The sequence below is a fragment of the Achromobacter kerstersii genome (assembly GCF_902859595.1).
Classification (GTDB): domain Bacteria; phylum Pseudomonadota; class Gammaproteobacteria; order Burkholderiales; family Burkholderiaceae_B; genus Achromobacter; species Achromobacter kerstersii.
Map to the genome: position 1 here is coordinate 102,802 of NZ_CADIJQ010000011.1, position 17,192 is coordinate 119,993.

General features: G+C 64.3%; 15 protein-coding genes. 5 read left to right on the forward strand and 10 right to left on the reverse strand.

What is annotated here, in order from left to right:
* Positions 1-2: 2 nt before the first annotated feature.
* The 8 genes from HV765_RS25970 to HV765_RS26005 form a co-directional block, all read right to left on the reverse strand.
* Entirely contained in the window at positions 3-713 is a 711-nt protein-coding gene (locus tag HV765_RS25970; protein ID WP_054422492.1) for an ABC transporter ATP-binding protein, read from the reverse strand.
* Positions 701-1,486, reverse strand: coding sequence for an ABC transporter ATP-binding protein (locus HV765_RS25975; RefSeq protein ID WP_175171449.1), 786 nt, complete (start codon positions 1,484-1,486; stop codon positions 701-703). Before HV765_RS25975 ends, HV765_RS25970 begins: the two co-directional genes overlap by 13 nt.
* Positions 1,479-2,543 (reverse strand): branched-chain amino acid ABC transporter permease, encoded by a 1,065-nt coding sequence (locus HV765_RS25980; protein ID WP_175171450.1) that lies wholly within the window; start codon positions 2,541-2,543, stop codon positions 1,479-1,481. Before HV765_RS25980 ends, HV765_RS25975 begins: the two co-directional genes overlap by 8 nt.
* A 2-nt stretch (positions 2,544-2,545) precedes the next feature.
* Positions 2,546-3,427: a branched-chain amino acid ABC transporter permease gene (locus tag HV765_RS25985; RefSeq protein WP_054422489.1), complete on the reverse strand. Its 882-nt coding sequence runs from the start codon at positions 3,425-3,427 to the stop codon at positions 2,546-2,548.
* A 25-nt stretch (positions 3,428-3,452) separates the two neighbouring features.
* Positions 3,453-4,613, reverse strand: a complete 1,161-nt coding sequence (locus HV765_RS25990; protein ID WP_175171451.1) for an ABC transporter substrate-binding protein — start codon at positions 4,611-4,613, stop codon at positions 3,453-3,455.
* Positions 4,614-4,663: 50 nt separating this feature from the next.
* Positions 4,664-5,500, reverse strand: coding sequence for an alpha/beta fold hydrolase (locus HV765_RS25995; RefSeq protein WP_175171516.1), 837 nt, complete (start codon positions 5,498-5,500; stop codon positions 4,664-4,666).
* A gap of 26 nt (positions 5,501-5,526) precedes the next feature.
* Positions 5,527-7,131, reverse strand: a complete 1,605-nt coding sequence (locus HV765_RS26000; protein ID WP_175171452.1) for a benzoate-CoA ligase family protein — start codon at positions 7,129-7,131, stop codon at positions 5,527-5,529.
* 73 nt (positions 7,132-7,204) lie between these two features.
* Positions 7,205-7,681 (reverse strand): DUF4863 family protein, encoded by a 477-nt coding sequence (locus tag HV765_RS26005; protein WP_054422486.1) that lies wholly within the window; start codon positions 7,679-7,681, stop codon positions 7,205-7,207.
* Between the two features lie 179 nt (positions 7,682-7,860).
* Here HV765_RS26005 and HV765_RS26010 point away from each other — a divergent pair, with 179 nt between their 5' ends.
* The 5 genes from HV765_RS26010 (at position 7,861) to HV765_RS26030 (ending at position 13,940) form a co-directional block, all read left to right on the forward strand.
* Positions 7,861-8,769: a helix-turn-helix transcriptional regulator gene (locus tag HV765_RS26010; protein WP_013395643.1), complete on the forward strand. Its 909-nt coding sequence runs from the start codon at positions 7,861-7,863 to the stop codon at positions 8,767-8,769.
* Positions 8,770-8,886: 117 nt separating this feature from the next.
* Complete coding sequence (gene boxC / locus HV765_RS26015; RefSeq protein WP_175171453.1) at positions 8,887-10,611, forward strand: 2,3-epoxybenzoyl-CoA dihydrolase; 1,725 nt, start codon at positions 8,887-8,889, stop codon at positions 10,609-10,611.
* A 20-nt stretch (positions 10,612-10,631) separates the two neighbouring features.
* The gene (gene boxB / locus HV765_RS26020; protein ID WP_175171454.1) at positions 10,632-12,059 is read left to right on the forward strand and encodes a benzoyl-CoA 2,3-epoxidase subunit BoxB; all 1,428 of its coding nucleotides are present in this window, start codon (positions 10,632-10,634) and stop codon (positions 12,057-12,059) included.
* Positions 12,060-12,116: 57 nt separating this feature from the next.
* Positions 12,117-13,421: a benzoyl-CoA 2,3-epoxidase subunit BoxA gene (boxA, locus tag HV765_RS26025; RefSeq protein WP_175171455.1), complete on the forward strand. Its 1,305-nt coding sequence runs from the start codon at positions 12,117-12,119 to the stop codon at positions 13,419-13,421.
* 75 nt (positions 13,422-13,496) lie between these two features.
* Complete coding sequence (locus tag HV765_RS26030; RefSeq protein ID WP_054423280.1) at positions 13,497-13,940, forward strand: MaoC family dehydratase; 444 nt, start codon at positions 13,497-13,499, stop codon at positions 13,938-13,940.
* Between the two features lie 232 nt (positions 13,941-14,172).
* On the opposite strand, the gene HV765_RS26035 is transcribed toward HV765_RS26030, so the two are convergent.
* Both HV765_RS26035 and HV765_RS26040 read right to left on the reverse strand, forming a co-directional pair.
* Positions 14,173-15,366 (reverse strand): acyl-CoA dehydrogenase, encoded by a 1,194-nt coding sequence (locus HV765_RS26035; RefSeq protein WP_054422482.1) that lies wholly within the window; start codon positions 15,364-15,366, stop codon positions 14,173-14,175.
* 133 nt (positions 15,367-15,499) lie between these two features.
* The gene (locus HV765_RS26040; RefSeq protein ID WP_175171456.1) at positions 15,500-17,182 is read right to left on the reverse strand and encodes a thiamine pyrophosphate-binding protein; all 1,683 of its coding nucleotides are present in this window, start codon (positions 17,180-17,182) and stop codon (positions 15,500-15,502) included.
* Between the last annotated feature and the right edge of the window lie 10 nt (positions 17,183-17,192).

Consider the following 17,192-nt stretch of genomic DNA (forward strand, 5'->3'; position numbering starts at 1 on the left):
CCCTACACGCCCAGATAGCGCGTCAGCTGTTCGGGTTGCCGGGCCAGCGACGCGCTGTCGCCATCTTGCACGATCACGCCTTTTTCCATTACCAGGCAGCGGTCGGTGTGTTCCAGCACCGCGCGGTAATTGCGGTCCACGATCAGCGTGGACATGCCCGTGGTGCGAATCTGCCGAATGATCTTCCAGATCTCGGCCACGATCAGCGGGGCCAGACCTTCGGTGGCTTCGTCAAGAATCAGCAGGTCGGGGTTGGTCATCAGCGCGCGGCCGATGGCCAGCATCTGTTGCTCGCCGCCCGACAACTGTTGCCCGCCATGCCCCAGCCGTTCACGCAGGCGCGGAAACGTGTCCAGCACGCGCGCGTATGTCCAGTCCTGCCCGCCGCGCACGCCGGGGCGCGCGGCCACTTGCAGGTTTTCGCGCACATTCAGGTTGGGAAAAATGCCGCGCCCCTCTGGCACGTAGGCCAAGCCCATGCGCGCTATCGTGTGCGGCTGCGCGCGCGTGCAATCGCGGCCGCTGACCCGCACCTGCCCCTGCGCGCTTTTCACTTGCCCCATCAGGCTGCGGATCAACGTCGTCTTGCCCATGCCATTGCGTCCGACGAGACCCACCGATTCACCCGGCGCGATGTGCATGTCCACGCCACGCAGCACATGGCTGGCGCCGTAGTACACATGCAGTCCGCCTGCTTCGATCAGTGCGTGCATGCTGCGGCTCCTTCGTGGGACGCGCCGGTGTCTTCGCCCAGGTAGGCGGTGCGCACGTCGGCATTGGCGCGGATGTCGGCGGGCGTGCCGCTGGCGATGGCGGTGCCGTTGACCATCACGGTGATGGTTTCGGCGATGCGAAAGACCGCATCCATATCGTGTTCCACCAACAGGATTGCGTGGCCCGCTTTCAAGGTTTGCAGCAGGTCCAGAATGCGGTCGGTTTCTTCGGGGCCCATGCCGGCCAAGGGTTCGTCCAGCAGCAGCACCTGCGGTTCGCCCGCCAGGCACATGGCGATTTCCAATTGGCGCTTGCGGCCATGCGGCAGCAGCCCGGCCAGCCGCGTGGCGTCGTCGGCCAGCCCCGTGCGTTCCAACGCATGGTGCGCCAATTCCGCGCTGCGCCGGCAATCGGATGCCGCGCGCCACCAATGCCAGAAGCGCTGCCGTCCAGCTTGTGCGGCCAGCCGGCAGTTTTCGAACACAGAAAGTTCGGGAAAGAGGGTAGAGCGCTGATAGCTGCGGCCCAGCCCCGCACGCGCGCGTTCGGGCTGGCGCCAGGCGGTGATGTCGCGCCCGCCCAGCATCACGTGCCCGCTGCTGGGCGCCAGTTCACCCGACAGGATGTTGATCAGCGTGGATTTTCCCGCACCGTTGGTGCCGATCACGGCATGCACCTGGCCGCGCGCCAAGCCCAGCGATACGCCGTTGACGGCGGTCAGGCCGCCGAAGCGCCGCGTGACATCGGCGGCGGCAAGCAAGACGTCAGACATGGGGCTCTCCTTGAATGGGCAGGCGGGCGGCGGCGGGGGGAGCGGGCAGGGGGGCGGCTGCCGCTGGCGTCGCGCGCGCGCCGGGGCTTTGCAACGGCCGACGCTGATGCCGCTGGCGCCATTGCGCCGGCAGGCCCGCAATGCCGTTGGGCAACAACGCCACCAGCGCAATGATGGCCAGCCCCAAGGGCAGATGCCAATGCCGCGCATAGTCTCCAAACAGCGCCTGCGACTGGAACAACTCCTGCATCAGCACCAGCGTCACCGTACCGATCACCGCGCCGCCCAGGCTGGCCATGCCGCCCAGAATCACCATCAGCAACACCAGGCCCGATTGCTCCCAAGCCAATAATTCCGGCGTGACAAAGCCGTCTTTCAGCGCGAACAGAAAGCCCGCCAAGCTGGCCAGCGTGGCGCCCACCACGTAGGCCGTCAGCTTGTAGGGATACGTCGAATACCCCGCTGCCCGCATGCGCTGTTCGTTGATGCGAATGCCCGCCAGCGCCGCGCCAAAGGGCGAACGCCGCAGCAGCGCCAGAAAGCCCCAGGTCAGCGTCAGGCAAGCCAGCACAAAGAAATAGAACGTGGTGGCGTTGCTTAAGTCGAAGGGCATCCAGCCGCCCAAGGCGAGCTCGGGCCGGAAGTACAGATAGATGCCGTCGCTGCCGCCGCCGACTTTGGTGTCGTGGAAGACGTAGTACGCCATTTGCGCAAAGGCCAGCGTGACCATGATGAAGTACACGCCGCGCGTGCGCAGCGCCAGCGCGCCCGTCACCACGGCATAGGCGGCCGCCGCCAGCAGCGCCGCGGGCAGCAGCCACCACAGGCTGGCCGCCTCGGATTCGGGCGACAACAACGCCGCCACATACGCCCCAATGCCGAAGAAGGCGGCGTGCCCCAGGCTGACGAGCCCCGCGCCGCCCACCAGCAATTGCAGGCTGAGCGCGAAGATGGCGTAGATCATGACCTTGATCGCCAGCCCGGTGTAGTAATCGCTGCCGCTCCAGGCAAACGCGGCCAGCGCCAGCAGCGTTACGACGGGTAGAAGTTTCTGCATGGCTAGCCCTGTTTGAACAGCCCTTCGGGCTTGCAAAGAAGAATGAAGGCCATCAGCAGGTACACCAGCACGCCTGCCGCGGACGGGAACAGCACCTGTCCGAAGGTTTCTACAAAGCCCACGAGCATCGCGGCCAGGAACGCGCCGCGAATCGAGCCGATGCCGCCTATCACCACCACCACGAAACAGATGATCAGCACGCCGTTGCCCATGCCCGGGTAAACGGACGACACGGGTGCGGCGATGGTGCCCGCCAGCGCGGCCAGCGCCACGCCGGCCGCGAACACCAGCCGGTACAGCTTGTTGACGTCGATACCGAGCGACCCGGTCATCTCGCGATTGCTGGCGCCCGCGCGCAGCATCATGCCCAGCCGCGTGCGCGTGATGACCCAATACAGCAGCAAGGCCACCGCGATGCCCACGGCCGAGATGAACAATCGATACACCGGATACGTCATCACCCCGCCCAGCGAAATGCTGCCTTGCAGCCACGCCGGCAGCGGCACGCCGTGCACGTCGTTGCCGACGAGGATGCTGCGCAGCTCTTCAAACACCAGGATCAGCCCGTACGTCATCAGCACTTGCTGCAAGTGGTTGCGGTGATACAGATAGCTGAAGAAGGCGGCTTCAAGAAAGTAGCCCAGCACCGCCGCCAGCGCGACGCACACGGCCAGCGTGGCGATGAAGCCGCCGCCCAGCCAGCGGTCAACTACCGGCCCCAGCGCAAACGCCATGTAGGCGCCGATCATGTAGAAGCTGCCATGGGCCAGGTTGATGATGCCCATGATGCCGAAGATCAGCGTAAGGCCGCTGGCCACCAGGAACAGCAGCAAGCCGTACTGGAATGCGTTCAGGCTTTGAATAAGCAGGATGCTGATGTCCATGGGGCCTCCCGTGGCGGACGTCGTGTCAGAGCTTGCAGCCGCGGGCCGGATCGGCCAGCTTCTTCACGGCAACTTCCACCACCTTGTTTTCCAGGCCGTCGACGCGGCGCAGGTAAATGTCCTGCACCGGGTTGCCCGCCGCCGACAACGTGAAGGGGCCGCGCGGGCTGTCTACCGTGGCGCCGCGCATGGCGCTGCGGAAGTCGGCCTTCTTGGCGAAGTCGCCCTTCACGGCGGTCAGGCCAGACTGCATCAGTTGGGCCGCGTCATAGCCTTGCACGGCGTACACGTCAGGCTGCACGTTGTAGTTCTTGGTGTAGTCGGCGCGGAAGGCGTTGTCGCGCGGGGTGTTCAGGCCGTCGGCGTAATGCAGCGTGGTCAACAAGCCCTGCGCGGACGCGCCCTGGGCCTGCAAGGTGCCGTCGGTCAGGAAGCCCGAACCGTACAGCGGAATGGTCTTGTCCAGGCCCGCCGCGTGATAGTCCTGCACGAACTTCACTGCGCCGCCGCCGGCAAAGAAGGTGAACACCATGTCGGGTTTGGTGGCGGCGATCTCGGTCAGCAGCGACTGGAATTCCACGTTCGGAAACGGCAGGCTCAGTTCCTTCACGACTTTGCCGCCTGCCTTTTCGAAGCCTTCCTTGAAGCCGCCAATGGCCTCGTCGCCCGCCGCGTATTTCCAGGTGATGGTGACGGCGGTCTTGTGGCCCTTGGCGTAGGCAACGGGGCCCATGGCGTACGCGGGCTGCCAGTTGGTGAACGACGTGCGGAAGATGCCGGGGCCGCACAACGGGCCGGTGATGGCGTTGGCGCCCGCGTTGGTGACGATGAGCGTGGTGTCGCTGTCTTTCGCGGCCTTGGCCAGCGCCATCGCCACGCCCGAATGCACCGTGCCGATCAGCACGTCGACCTGATCGCGCTTGATCAGGCGGTTGGCGTTTTCGGCGGCCTTGGCGGGGTTGGATTCGTCATCCACCTTGAAGTATTCGATTTCGCGCCCGCCCAGCTTGCCGCCTTGTTCGGCCACGTACAGCTTGAAGCCGTTTTCAATGGCGGTGCCAAGCGCGGCGAAGGTGCCGCTATAGGGCAGCATGAAGCCGACTTTGATTTTGTCTGCGGCCTGCGCGCCGCTGGCGGCGAGCGTCAGGGCTGCGGCAATCGCAGCCCGGGTCAGGGCGTGGTTCATGGTTTGTCTCCGTGCTTGTTATGGGCTGGTCTGGGCGGATAGGCCCTGGCTCAGCCGGGTTTGTCCAACGCGCCGATGAAATCGGCAACGGCCTGGATAACAATGGCGGGCTGGTCCCGGTGCGGCGAATGGCGGCAGCCGGGAATTTCCAGCAGTGCGGTTTGCGGCGCATGGCGGTGTATGCCGCGTATCTGCGCAAGCGTTCCGTACTCGTCGTCCACGCCCTGAATCGCCAGCACGGGGCAGACGATGCGGGGCAGATAATCTTCGATGTTCCAGTGGCGGAAGTCAGGGTTCAGCCAGATGTCGTTCCAGCCCCAGAAGGCGGAATCCACGTCGGCGTGATAGCGGGCCAGGCGGCTGCGCAGGTCAGTGTTCAGATAGGCCTGCCGCGCAAGCTCGATGTTCGCTACCGTCTGCGCTTCAACAAAGATGTGCGGGGCCGCCACGACGATGCCGGCCACGGCATCCGGGTGCATGGCCGCGTACAGCAGCGCAATCGATCCGCCGTCGCTATGGCCGAACAGCACGGGCTTGTCTTGCCGCGCGTCGATGCCCAGTGCGGTGAACAGCGCGGGCAGCCCGTCGCGCGCGTCGCCGTGCATGAAGTCCACCGTCCATTTTTCCTGCGGCGGGCGCGGTGTGGATTGCCCGTAGCCATAGCGCGACACGACGAGCCCCCGGCAGCCGGCGGCCTCGCACACGTGCGCCGGAAAGTCCTTCCACATGGCTACCGAGCCCAGCCCTTCGTGCAGGAAGACCAGCAACGGCGCCTGCCCGCGATCGGGCGCAATCCACAGGCATTCCAGGCGGCGCGTCTGGCCGCCGATGACGACATCGGCCATGTCGGTGCGCGTCATCACATCGGCCATGTCGGTGCGCGTCATCACGTCGGACGTGTCTGCCGCGGAATTCATAGCGTCGACTCTTCCAGTTGACGCAGGCGGAAGCGTTGGATCTTGCCGGTGGCGGTCTTGGGCAGTTCTTCGGTGAAGTTGATCTGGCGCGGATACTTGAACGGCGCCAGATGCTGCTTCACATAGCTTTGCAGCGCCGCGCCGGTATTCGCATCGGGCTCGAAGCCCGGGCGCAGCACGACGTAGGCCTTCGTCTTCACCAGGCCGTCGTGGTCCGGCACGCCGATCACGGCGGCTTCCAGTACGGCTTCGTGCTGCACCAGAATGTTCTCAACTTCCACTGGCGACACGTACTGCCCGCTGACTTTGATCATGTCGTCGCTGCGGCCCGCATAGGTGTAGTAGCCGTCGGCGTCACAGGTGTATTTGTCGCCGCTCTTTAACCAGTCGCCCAGAAAACACTGGCGGGTTTTGTCGCGGTTGTTCCAGTACATGAGCGCGGCGCTGGGGCCTTTGATGTAGAGGTCGCCGATGGCGCCCGCCGCGACGGGTGCGCCGTTGTCATCGCGCAGCTGCACTTCGTAGCCGGGCACGGGCTTGCCGGTGGTGCCGTAGCGCAACTGGCCGGTCTGGTTCGAGATAAAGATGTGCAGCATCTCGGTGGAACCGATACCGTCCAGGATTTCACAGCCGAAATGCCGCGTGAAGCGTTCGCCGATATCGCGCGGCAACGCTTCGCCCGCTGAGGTACACACGCGCATCGCCACTTGATCGCGTGGCGGCAGATCTGGCGAGGCCAGCATGCTGGCGTACAGCGTGGGCACGCCATAGAACACAGTGGGGCGGTGCCGGGTCAGACGCTGGAACACGGCCTGCGGCGTGGGCCGTTCGCCCATCAGGATGACGGTGGCGCCCGCCGACAGCGGAAAGGTCAGCCCATTGCCCAGGCCGTAGGCGAAGAACAGCTTTGCGGCGGAGAACACCACGTCGTCTTCGCGGATGCCCAGCACGGGCTTGGCGTAGAGTTCGGCCGTGTGCCACAGGTTGCCGTGCGTGTGGACGACGCCCTTGGGCTTGCCGGTGGAGCCCGATGAATACAGCCAAAACGCAATTTCATCGGCCAGCGTGCGCACGGCAGGGGCAAGGGGGGCGGCGGCCAGCAGGGCATCGAATTCGTGGGTGCGGACGGGCAGGGCGGAGGAGGATTGTGAAGTGACGGGCTGAGAAGCAACGGCCTGAGAAGCGAGGGGCTGAGCCACCACCACGTGCTCGACATCGCCGGGCGCTTGCGCCAGCGCGGTCTGCAAGACGGGCAGCAACGCACCCGAGACGAACGCGGCGCGTACGCGGCTGTGCGACACGATGTAGGCGTAGTCGTCGGCCGTCAGCAAGGTGTTCACGGCGACCGGCACCACGCCCGCATGCAACGCACCCAGAAACACGATGGGCCAATCCACCGTGTCTTGCATCAGCAGCAGGATGCGTTCTTCGCGCCGCAGCCCCAATTGGCGCAGCGCGCCCGCCATGCGGGCCACCCGCTCGGCCAGTTCGCCATAGCTCAGCTGACGCGTGTCGTCGATATAGGCCGGCTTGGCGGCGCGCGGCGCGTTCAGCGCGGCCAGATAACTGGCGAAGTTCAGTTCGGCGGGGCAGGTGTTCACGGTTGTCTCCTGATGTCCTGGTGGGGGCGGGCCATGGCTGTGTTTTTTTGTCGCCTGGCCGTAAGGCGCGGGGCTAGCTGCTGGGCCGCGTGAATTCGATAGCGCCGCCGGGCAACAGGTACAGCACCAGCGCGCGGCCTTGCGTGACCGTGGGGCTGTGGGCGCTGCCGGGGCCGTAGACGAGCCAGCCGGCGCCGTGGCCGTCAAAGCGGGCGTCGCCGGTCAGCGGCATGATCAGATCGATCTCGCCGTTGGGGTGGGCGTGGTGGGGGCCGGCCAGGTCGTTCATGTCGACGACGTCTACCGAGCAGCCGGCCAGATCGTCGGCGGGTTTGATGACGCGGCCGTAGCGGATGCCGCCGCCTTCGCGATTGCACATCCAGCCATCGGCCACGCCCTGCTTACAGGCGGCGAAGATGTTCTGGTACAGGGGGCTGCCGGGGCCGGCTTCGCGATTCAAGCGGGCTTGAAGGCCGCTATCGAACGGCTGGCCGGACACCAGACGCGTGGCCTCGCGCATCAGGGCATGGAATTGATCTGGCGTGCTCACCGGGACTCCTCCTTTACACTGTCGGCGCTTTGGATGCGGCATGAATTTGAATGCTGCTTTTTTGCACCGTGACGGCTTTGGACTGCTTGGAAGGAAAAATAGTGCTTCCAATGGTTTGGGTCAAGCACTATAGTGCATAAAACAAGGCGTATCAGGGTATTTGCGGAGTCAGCCAAAACATGAATCAAGCGCTAGATGCGGCGCCATCCGAACCCAGGCGGGAAGCTTTCCTGGTGGCATTGGGCGAGCGCGTGCGCCGCCTGCGAGCCATACGCGGCATGACGCGCAAGGGCCTGTCCCAGGTCACGGGCGTGTCGGAACGGCATCTGGCCAATCTGGAACATGGGGTGGGCAACGCGTCCATCCTGGTGCTGTTGCAGATTGCCCGTGCGTTCAACTGCGCGCTGGCTGAGCTGGTGGGCGACGTCACCACCGAATCGCCCGATTGGCTGCTGATCCGCGAGCTGCTCAGTGGCCGCACGGAATCCGACTTGCAACGCGCCCGAGAGGCCCTGACCCAGCTGTTCGGCGTGGGGGCGGGCGCGCAACGCCCCAACCGCACGCAGCGTGTGGCGCTGATCGGGCTGCGCGGCGCGGGCAAATCCACGTTGGGCCAGATGCTGGCCGATGATCTGGGCTACCCGTTCGTGGAGCTCAACCGCGAGATCGAACGCGTGGCCGGGTGCAGCATCCTGGAAATCCACAACCTGTATGGTCCCAACGCCTACCGCCGCTATGAACGCCGCGCGCTGGAAGAGGCCGTGCAGATCTATCCGGAAATGGTGCTGGCGACCCCGGGCGGGCTGGTGTCCGAACCCGCCACGCTGAACCTGTTGCTGGCGCACTGCTACACGGTATGGCTGCGCGCCACGCCCGAAGAGCACATGGGCCGCGTCATGGCGCAGGGCGATTTCCGCCCCATGTCGGGCAACAACGAGGCCATGGCCGACTTGAAACGCATCCTGGCCGGGCGCGAAGCCTTCTACGCCAAGGCGGATCTCACCTGGGTGACCAGCAATTTGGAAGTGCAGGAGAGCTTTGCCGGCCTGCGCACCCAAGTTCGCAAGGCCTGCGGTCTGCCTCTGTAAAGCTGCACTTTTATGCATGTCTCGCTTGACGTGCGTTTTTGCCTGAACTAATCTGCACAATAATTCATGTGATGCAGTATTTTTCCTGTCCAGGCAGGGCGTACGAGGAGACACGAGATGAGCAGCACCAACAATGGGGTCAACACCCATGGGGCCAACGCCAATGGGGCCAACAGCCGGGTTGATTTCCGCACCCAGCCCGACCAGTACCGCCATTGGCGCCTGACGTTCGACGGCCCGGTCGCCACGCTGGCCATGGACGTGGCCGAAGACGGCGGCCTGCGCCCCGGCTACAAGCTCAAGCTGAACTCGTACGACCTGGGCGTAGACATCGAACTGCACGACGCCCTGCAACGCATCCGCTTCGAACACCCGGAAGTGCGCAGCGTAGTCGTCACCAGCATGAAGGACCGCATCTTCTGTTCGGGCGCCAATATCTTCATGCTGGGCTTGTCCTCGCACGCCTGGAAGGTGAACTTCTGCAAGTTCACCAACGAAACCCGCAATGGCATCGAAGACTCCAGCCGTCATAGCGGCTTGAAGTTCATCGCCGCGCTGAACGGCGCGTGCGCAGGCGGCGGCTACGAGCTGGCGCTGGCCTGCGACGAAATCCTGCTGATCGACGACCGTTCGTCGTCCGTGGCCTTGCCCGAAGTGCCGCTCTTGGGCGTCTTGCCCGGCACCGGCGGCCTGACGCGCGTAACCGACAAGCGCCGCGTGCGCCACGACCACGCCGACATCTTCTGCACGCTGGTTGAAGGCGTGCGCGGCCAACGGGCCAAGGACTGGCGGCTGGTGGACGACGTGGTCAAGCCTGCGCGTTTTGAAGCGGCGGTGCGCGAACGCGCGCTGGCGCTGGCCGAAGGCAGCACGCGCCAGGCGAACGAAGCGGGCATTGCGCTGACCCCCATCGAACGCACCGAAGGCGCCAACAGCCTGTCGTACCGCTACGTAGACATCCAGCTCGACCGGGAAAAACGTCAAGCCACCTGGACTGTGCGCGCACCGATTGGCCCGGTCGAATCGGAACTGGCCGACATCATTGCCGCGGGCGCCAACTGGTGGCCCTTGCGCATGGCGCGCGAACTGGACGACGCCATCCTGTCCATGCGCACCAACGAACTCGACATCGGCACCTGGGTGCTGAAGACAGAAGGCGACCCCGCCGCCGTGCTGGCCGCTGACGCTGCGCTGGAACGGCATGCCGGCCATTGGTTCGTGCGCGAAACCGCCGGCATGCTGCGCCGCACGCTGGCGCGTCTGGATGTGACGTCGCGCAGCCTGTTCGCGCTGATCGAACCGGGCTCCTGCTTTGTCGGCACCTTGCTGGAACTGGCGCTGGCGGCCGACCGCAGCTACATGCTGGATAACGAGGCGGACGTTGAGGACAACGTGGAAACCCCCGCCGCGCGCGCGCAGATCGTCGTGGGTGAACGCAACTTCGGCGCGTATCCGCTGGTGAATGGCCAAAGCCGATTGCAGCGCCGCTTCTACGAAGAGACCGCGCCGCTTGAAGCCGTGCGCGCGCGCGCCGGGCAAGCGCTGTCTGCCGCCGATGCGCTGGAGCTGGGCCTGGTGACCTTCGCCCCCGACAGCATCGACTGGGACGACGAAGTTCGCATGATGCTGGAAGAGCGCCGCGCCTTGTCGCCCGACGCCTTGACCGGGCTGGAGGCCAACCTGCGCTTTGGCGGCAAGGAAACGATGGAAACCCGCATCTTCGGCCGCCTGACCGCGTGGCAGAACTGGATCTTCAACCGTCCGAATGCGGCCGGCGACAAGGGCGCCCTGAAGCTGTACGGCAAGGGCGAGCAAGCCGCGTTCGATTGGAACCGGGTCTGAAAAAAACAAGGAGCGAGACAATGTCTGGAATCAATTACACCGATAAGATCCCCAACAACGTCAACTTGTCTGGCGACCGCACGTTGCAACGCGCGCTGGAACATTGGCAGCCCAATTACCTGCAATGGTGGCAGGACATGGGCCCCGACGGTTCGCACGGTTTTGATGTGTACCTGCGCACCGCCGTCAGTGTGGAACCCGATGGCTGGGCGAACTTCAACCACGTGCGCATGCCCGACTACCGCTGGGGCATTTTCCTGGCGCCGCAAGACGGGCAGCGCAAGATCCACTTTGGCGAAAACATGGGGCGTGATGTTTGGCAGGATGTGCCGGGTGAACACCGCGCCAACCTGCGCCGCATCATCGTCACGCAGGGCGACACCGAACCCGCGTCGATTGAACAGCAACGCCATCTGGGCCTGACCGCGCCGTCGCAGTACGACCTGCGCAACCTGTTTCAGATCAACGTCGAAGAAGGCCGCCACTTGTGGGCCATGGTGTATCTGCTGCATCGCTACTTTGGCCGCGATGGCCGCGAAGAGGCCGATGCGCTGCTGCAACGCAGCTCGGGTGATTCCGACAACCCGCGCATTCTGGGCGCCTTCAACGAGAAGACGCCCGACTGGCTGGCCTTCTACATGTTCACGTACTTCACTGACCGCGACGGCAAGTTCCAGCTGTGCGCGTTGGCCGAGTCCAGCTTCGACCCGCTGGCCCGCACCACGAAGTTCATGCTGACCGAAGAAGCGCACCACATGTTCGTGGGCGAATCGGGCATTTCGCGCGTGATCCAGCGCACCTGCGAAGTGATGAACCAGTTGAAGACCGACGACCCGGAAAGCGTGCGCGCCGCCGGCGTCATCGACCTGCCCACCATCCAGCGCTACTTGAACTTCCACTACAGCGTCACCATCGACCTGTTCGGCGCGGACCAATCTTCCAACGCCGCCATCTTCTACGGCTCGGGCCTGAAGGGGCGCTACGAAGAATCCAAGCGCACCGACGACCATCAATTGAAGAACGACACCTATCGCGTGCTGACCGTGAACAACGGCAAGCTGAACGAGATTGAAGTGCCGATGCTGAACGCGTTGAACGAAGTGCTGCGCGACGACTTCATCCGTGATTCGGTGGCGGGCATCGGGCGCTGGAACAAGGTCATTGAAAAGAGCGGCATCCCGTTCCGGCTGCACGTGCCGCACAAGGCGTTCAACCGCCAGATCGGCACGCTGGCCGGCATACGCATGTCGCCTGAAGGCGAGATCCTGTCGGAATCGCAATGGCAGGCCAACAGCCACAAATGGCTGCCCACGCCTGAGGACCGCGCGTTTGTCGCGTCACTGATGGGCCGGGTGACAGAACCCGGCAAGTTCGCCAACTGGATTGCGCCGCCCGTCATGGGCATCAACCGCCAGCCGGTGAATTTTGACTACGTCCGTTTCAACTAAGGCGAGAAGGGGCGGCGCGTTTGTGCGCCGCCCCGCCAGCGCATTGGGAAGATTGCGATGAACGCCCCCTTACCCGTAGAAGTGCTGAAGCAGCATCTGATCGATCCCGAGATCTGCATCCGCTGCAACACGTGCGAAGAAACCTGTCCGGTCGACGCGATCACCCACGATTCCAATAACTACGTGGTGGACCCCGACATCTGTAATGGCTGCATGGCCTGTGTGCCGCCATGCCCAACGGGGTCGATCGACAACTGGCGGCTGATGCTGCGCAACGAGGCGTACTCGGTGCAGGATCAGTTCGGCTGGGAAGAATTGCCGAAGGAAAAGGCGTTGCCGGAAACGGCGGCCGTGGATGCGGGGGGCGATGCTGCGGCGGCCGATGCCGCGGCGGTCGATACCGCGGCGGTCGGCACCGCGGCGGCCGATGCACCTGGCGTGATGACTGGCGCGGCGTCTGCCGCCGCCCCCGCATTCAGCCTGCCCGGCGCCTCCGTCCCACCCTGGTCCGCCGCCCACCCCTACGTCAATCTGTACACGCACAAGGCGCCAATGACGGCCACCGTCGTCGGCAATTACCGCGTGACGGGCGCCGATACCGAAAGCGATATCCATCACATCGTGCTGGACTTTGGCGAGCTGCCGTTTCCCGTGCTGGAAGGGCAGTCCATCGGCATTCTGCCCCCCGGTGTCGATGCCCAAGGCCGGCCGCATCACGCGCGCCAGTATTCGCTGGCCAGCCCGCGTGATGGCGAACGCGCGGGCTACAACAACCTGTCTTTGACGGTGAAGCGCGTCACCGAAGACCATGGCGGCGCGGCGGCGCATGGCGTGTGTTCGAACTACCTGTGCGATCTGGCCAAGAACGACACCGTGCAGGTCATCGGCCCGTTCGGTCATACCTTCCTGATGCCGAACCATCCGCGCGCGAACCTCATCATGATCTGCACGGGGACAGGTTCCGCGCCGATGCGCGCGATGACCGAGCGCTACCGCCGCCGCATCGACACAGGCGACAACGGCCGCCTGATGCTGTTCTTTGGCGCCCGCACCGAACGCGAGCTGCCGTACTTCGGGCCGCTGATGAAGCTGCCGCGCGACTTCATCGACATCAATCTTGCGCTGTCGCGCGAACCCGGCCAGCCCAAGCGCTATGTGCAGGACCTGATCCGCGAACGCGCGGGGCAGGTACGCGAGTTGCTGTTGGATCGCAACACCTGCATCTATGTCTGCGGGCTGAAGGGAATGGAAGTCGGCGTGCTGGACGCACTGCGCGAGGTGACGATGCAATCGGGGCAGGATTGGTCTATCCTGCACGATGTGCTGCGTCGCGAAGGGCGGCTGCATTTCGAGACGTATTAAGTCCTAAAACCAACGCGTGACACACGTGAAAAACGGCGCGCCATGGCGCGCCGTTTGCGTTTGCAGGGGGAAAATATGAAGTTCGCCGAATTCAAAGACGGCATGATGATCAAGGCAGGCCCGGTCACCATCACCGAGGCCGAGATCGTGGAATTTGCACGCAAGTTCGACCCGCAGTGGTTTCACACCGACCCGCAACGCGCCGCAGAAGGGCGCTGGGGCGGACTGATCGCCAGCGGCTGGCACACGTGCGCGCTGGCCATGCGCATGGCGGTGGATGCGGCGCTGCATGACTCCGAATCTTTCGGTTCCCCGGGGCTGGGTGAAGTGCGCTGGCGCACGCCGGTGCGTCCGGGCGACACGCTGCGTCTGGAAGCGCGTGTGCAAGGCGCGCGCACCTCGTCGTCGCGCCCCGACCTGGGCATCATCACGTGGGCGTGGACGGTCATCAACCAGCACGACGAAGGCGTGCTGGAACTGGACGCGACGAGCTTGTTTGATCTGTCGGGCGAGAACTAGGCGCTTCGCATCAAAGTGCTTGTTTCAAGCATTGGGTATCCAGCGCGGGGTATCAAGCGCGAAGTATCAAGTGCGAAGTATCAAGTGCGAAGTATCAAGTGCGAAGTATCAAGTGCGAAGTATCAAGCGCGGGGCATCAAGCATTTTCTATCAAGTGCGGAGCGCCAAAGAAAAACCGCCTTCAAAATTGAAGGCGGTTTTTTCATTCAGGCCATTCAAGCCAAGCAAGCGATCAATAGAACGCCTGGATGCCCGTTTGTGCGCGGCCCAAAATCAGGGCGTGCACGTCGTGGGTGCCTTCGTACGTGTTGACCACTTCCAGGTTCACCAGGTGGCGGGCCACGCCGAATTCATCCGAGATGCCGTTGCCGCCGAGCATGTCGCGCGCCAGGCGGGCGATGTCCAGCGCCTTGCCGCAAGAATTGCGCTTCATGATGGAGGTGATTTCGACGGCGGCGGTGCCTTCGTCCTTCATGCGGCCCAAACGCAGGCAGCCTTGCAGGGCCAGCGTGATTTCGGTTTGCATGTCGGCCAGCTTCTTCTGGATCAGCTGGTTGGCGGCCAGCGGGCGGCCAAATTGCTTGCGGTCCAGCGTGTACTGGCGGGCAGTGTGCCAGCACGCTTCAGCGGCGCCGACAGCACCCCAGGCGATGCCGTAGCGGGCGGAGTTCAAGCACGTGAACGGACCCTTCAGGCCGGACACGCCGGGCATCATCTGGTCTGCCGACACTTCGACTTCGTCCATGACGATTTCGCCGGTGATCGAGGCGCGCAGGCCGACCTTGCCGTGAATGGCTGGAGCCGACAGGCCCTTCATGCCCTTGTCCAGGATGAAGCCGCGAATCTTGCCGTCGAAGTCGCCGCCGACGCACTTGGCCCACACCACGAACACATCAGCGATGGGCGAGTTGGTGATCCACATCTTGTTGCCGGAAATCTTGTAGCCGTCGGACGTCTTGACGGCGCGGGTTTCCATGCCGCCGGGGTCGGAACCGTGGTTGGGTTCGGTCAGGCCGAAGCAGCCGATCCATTCGCCGCGAGCCAGCTTGGGCAGGTACTTCTGCTTTTGCGCTTCGCTGCCGAATTCGTTGATGGGCACCATCACCAACGACGACTGCACGCTCATCATCGAGCGGTAGCCGGAGTCGATGCGTTCGACTTCGCGGGCGATCAGGCCGTAGCTGACGTAGTTCAGGCCAGCGCCGCCGTATTCTTCAGGAATGGTGGCGCCGAGCAGGCCGAGTTCGCCCATTTCCGAGAAGATTTCCGGATCGGTCTTCTCGTTGCGGAAGGCGTTCAGCACGCGGGGGGCAAGCTTGTCCTGCGAATAGGCATAGGCGGCATCGCGCACCATGCGTTCTTCTTCGGTCAGTTGCTGGTCCAGCAACAGGGGATCTTGCCATTGAAAAGAAGGATTCGAGGACATGCTGGGTCTCCGCTATGGATTTCCGTATTCGGAATTTTAAAAGTTTAAACCTAAAATAATTCGGGCGGCAAGTTGGGGTTTGCGCGGGCAGCGCGCCTGAGCGCGCCGCCGGAAATTACCGCCTGATCGGGATTCAGTGCTGGGCTTTCAATGCCGCGTCGCGGATCTTTTCCAAGGTCGTCGACGGGGTGATGGTTTCAGGGTCGATGAAGCAATGCAGGATGGCCGGCTTGCCGCTGGCCAGCGCGCGTTCGAAGGCCGGGCCGAACTGGTCGGTGGTCTCGACGCGTTCGCCGTGGCCGCCAAAAGCGCGCGCGTAGTCGGCGAAGTCCGGGTTCTTGAGTTCGGTTGCCGACACGCGGCCGGGGTAGTGCTTTTCCTGGTGCATGCGGATGGTGCCGTACATGCCGTTGTCGACCAGCACCACGATGATGGGCAGGTCGTACTGGACGGCGGTGGCGAACTCCTGGCCGTGCATCAGGAAGCAGCCGTCGCCTGCAAAGCAGACAACGGTTTTGTCAGGCCAGACGCGCTTGGCGCCTACGGCGGCCGGCAGGCCATAGCCCATGGAACCCGAGGTGGGCGCCAGCTGCGTGCCAAAGCGCGTGAAGCGGTGGAAGCGGTGCAGCCAGGTGGCGTAGTTGCCCGCGCCGTTGGTCATGATGGCGTCCGCCGGCAACGACTTTTCCAGGTAGGCCATCACCTGGCCCATTTGCAGCGCGCCCGGCGTGGTGATGGTTTCCGGGTCGCTCCATTTCAGGTACGACTCGCGCATGGCCTGGGTGCCTTCGGCCCACACGGGCTTGGCGGGGGCCTTCAGGCCAGCCAGCGATTCCGCAAATGCGGCCGGCGACGTGTTGATGGCCAGCGTTGCGCGGTAGACGCGGCCGAGTTCGGCGGTGTCGGGGTGCACATGCACCAGCTTTTGCTTCGGAACCGGAATGTCCAGCAGCGTGTAGGCCTGGCTGGGGTTCTCGGACATGCGGCCGCCCACCAGCAGAATCAGGTCGGCGTCGGCCACGCGCTTGAGCAGCGCCGGGTTGATGCCCAGGCCCACGTCACCGACGAAGCAAGGGTGGTCGGCGGGGAACAGCATCTGGCGGCGGAACGACACGGCCGTAGGCAGCGCGTGGCGCTGCGCGAAGTCGGCAAACTGTTGCACGGCGCGGGCATCCCAGCGCGTGCCGCCCAGGATGGCGACGGGGTTCTTGGCGTCGGCCAGCAGCTTTTCCAGGTCGGCCAGCTGGCCGGCCGTGGGGGCGGAGTCGATCAGTTCGTAGCGCGGGGCGTCGGCCACCTTGGCGGCTTCAACCAGCATGTCTTCCGGCAAGGCGATCACGACGGGGCCGGGACGGCCGGACGTGGCAATGTGGAAAGCGCGCGAAATCAGTTCGGGAATGCGTTCGACCTGGTCGATCTCGGTGACCCACTTGGCCTGCGTGCCGAACACGGCGCGGTAGTCCATTTCCTGGAAGGCTTCACGCTCGCGCATGCCGCGTTCGATCTGGCCCACGAACAGGATCAGCGGGGTGGAGTCCTGCTTGGCGATGTGCACGCCGGCCAGCGCGTTGGACGCGCCCGGGCCACGAGTCACCATGCAGATGCCGGGTTCGCCGGTCAGTTTGCCGTGGGCGTCAGCCATCATCGCCGCGCCGCCTTCCTGGCGGCAGACGGTAACCTTGATATCCGCATCGTGCAGGCCGTCCAGCACCGCCAGATAGCTCTCGCCGGGAACGCAGAAAACGTGTTTGACGCCCTGGGCGACCAGTTGGTCGACCAGAATGTGACCGCCAAGGCGGGAATCTTGCTGAGACATGGTGGGGTGT

What these genes read in the sequence shown, in the direction of transcription:
- HV765_RS26010 (WP_013395643.1), top strand. Translation starts at nt 7,861, where the DNA reads ATGAATCAAGCGCTAGATGCGGCGCCATCCGAACCCAGGCGGGAAGCT.
- HV765_RS25985 (WP_054422489.1), bottom strand. Translation starts at nt 3,427, where the DNA reads ATGGACATCAGCATCCTGCTTATTCAAAGCCTGAACGCATTCCAGTAC.
- HV765_RS25995 (WP_175171516.1), bottom strand. Translation starts at nt 5,500, where the DNA reads ATGACGCGCACCGACATGGCCGATGTGATGACGCGCACCGACATGGCC.
- HV765_RS26040 (WP_175171456.1), bottom strand. Translation starts at nt 17,182, where the DNA reads ATGTCTCAGCAAGATTCCCGCCTTGGCGGTCACATTCTGGTCGACCAA.
- boxA (WP_175171455.1), top strand. Translation starts at nt 12,117, where the DNA reads ATGAACGCCCCCTTACCCGTAGAAGTGCTGAAGCAGCATCTGATCGAT.
- HV765_RS26035 (WP_054422482.1), bottom strand. Translation starts at nt 15,366, where the DNA reads ATGTCCTCGAATCCTTCTTTTCAATGGCAAGATCCCCTGTTGCTGGAC.
- HV765_RS25990 (WP_175171451.1), bottom strand. Translation starts at nt 4,613, where the DNA reads ATGAACCACGCCCTGACCCGGGCTGCGATTGCCGCAGCCCTGACGCTC.
- boxB (WP_175171454.1), top strand. Translation starts at nt 10,632, where the DNA reads ATGTCTGGAATCAATTACACCGATAAGATCCCCAACAACGTCAACTTG.
- HV765_RS26030 (WP_054423280.1), top strand. Translation starts at nt 13,497, where the DNA reads ATGAAGTTCGCCGAATTCAAAGACGGCATGATGATCAAGGCAGGCCCG.
- boxC (WP_175171453.1), top strand. Translation starts at nt 8,887, where the DNA reads ATGAGCAGCACCAACAATGGGGTCAACACCCATGGGGCCAACGCCAAT.
- HV765_RS25970 (WP_054422492.1), bottom strand. Translation starts at nt 713, where the DNA reads ATGCACGCACTGATCGAAGCAGGCGGACTGCATGTGTACTACGGCGCC.
- HV765_RS25975 (WP_175171449.1), bottom strand. Translation starts at nt 1,486, where the DNA reads ATGTCTGACGTCTTGCTTGCCGCCGCCGATGTCACGCGGCGCTTCGGC.
- HV765_RS25980 (WP_175171450.1), bottom strand. Translation starts at nt 2,543, where the DNA reads ATGCAGAAACTTCTACCCGTCGTAACGCTGCTGGCGCTGGCCGCGTTT.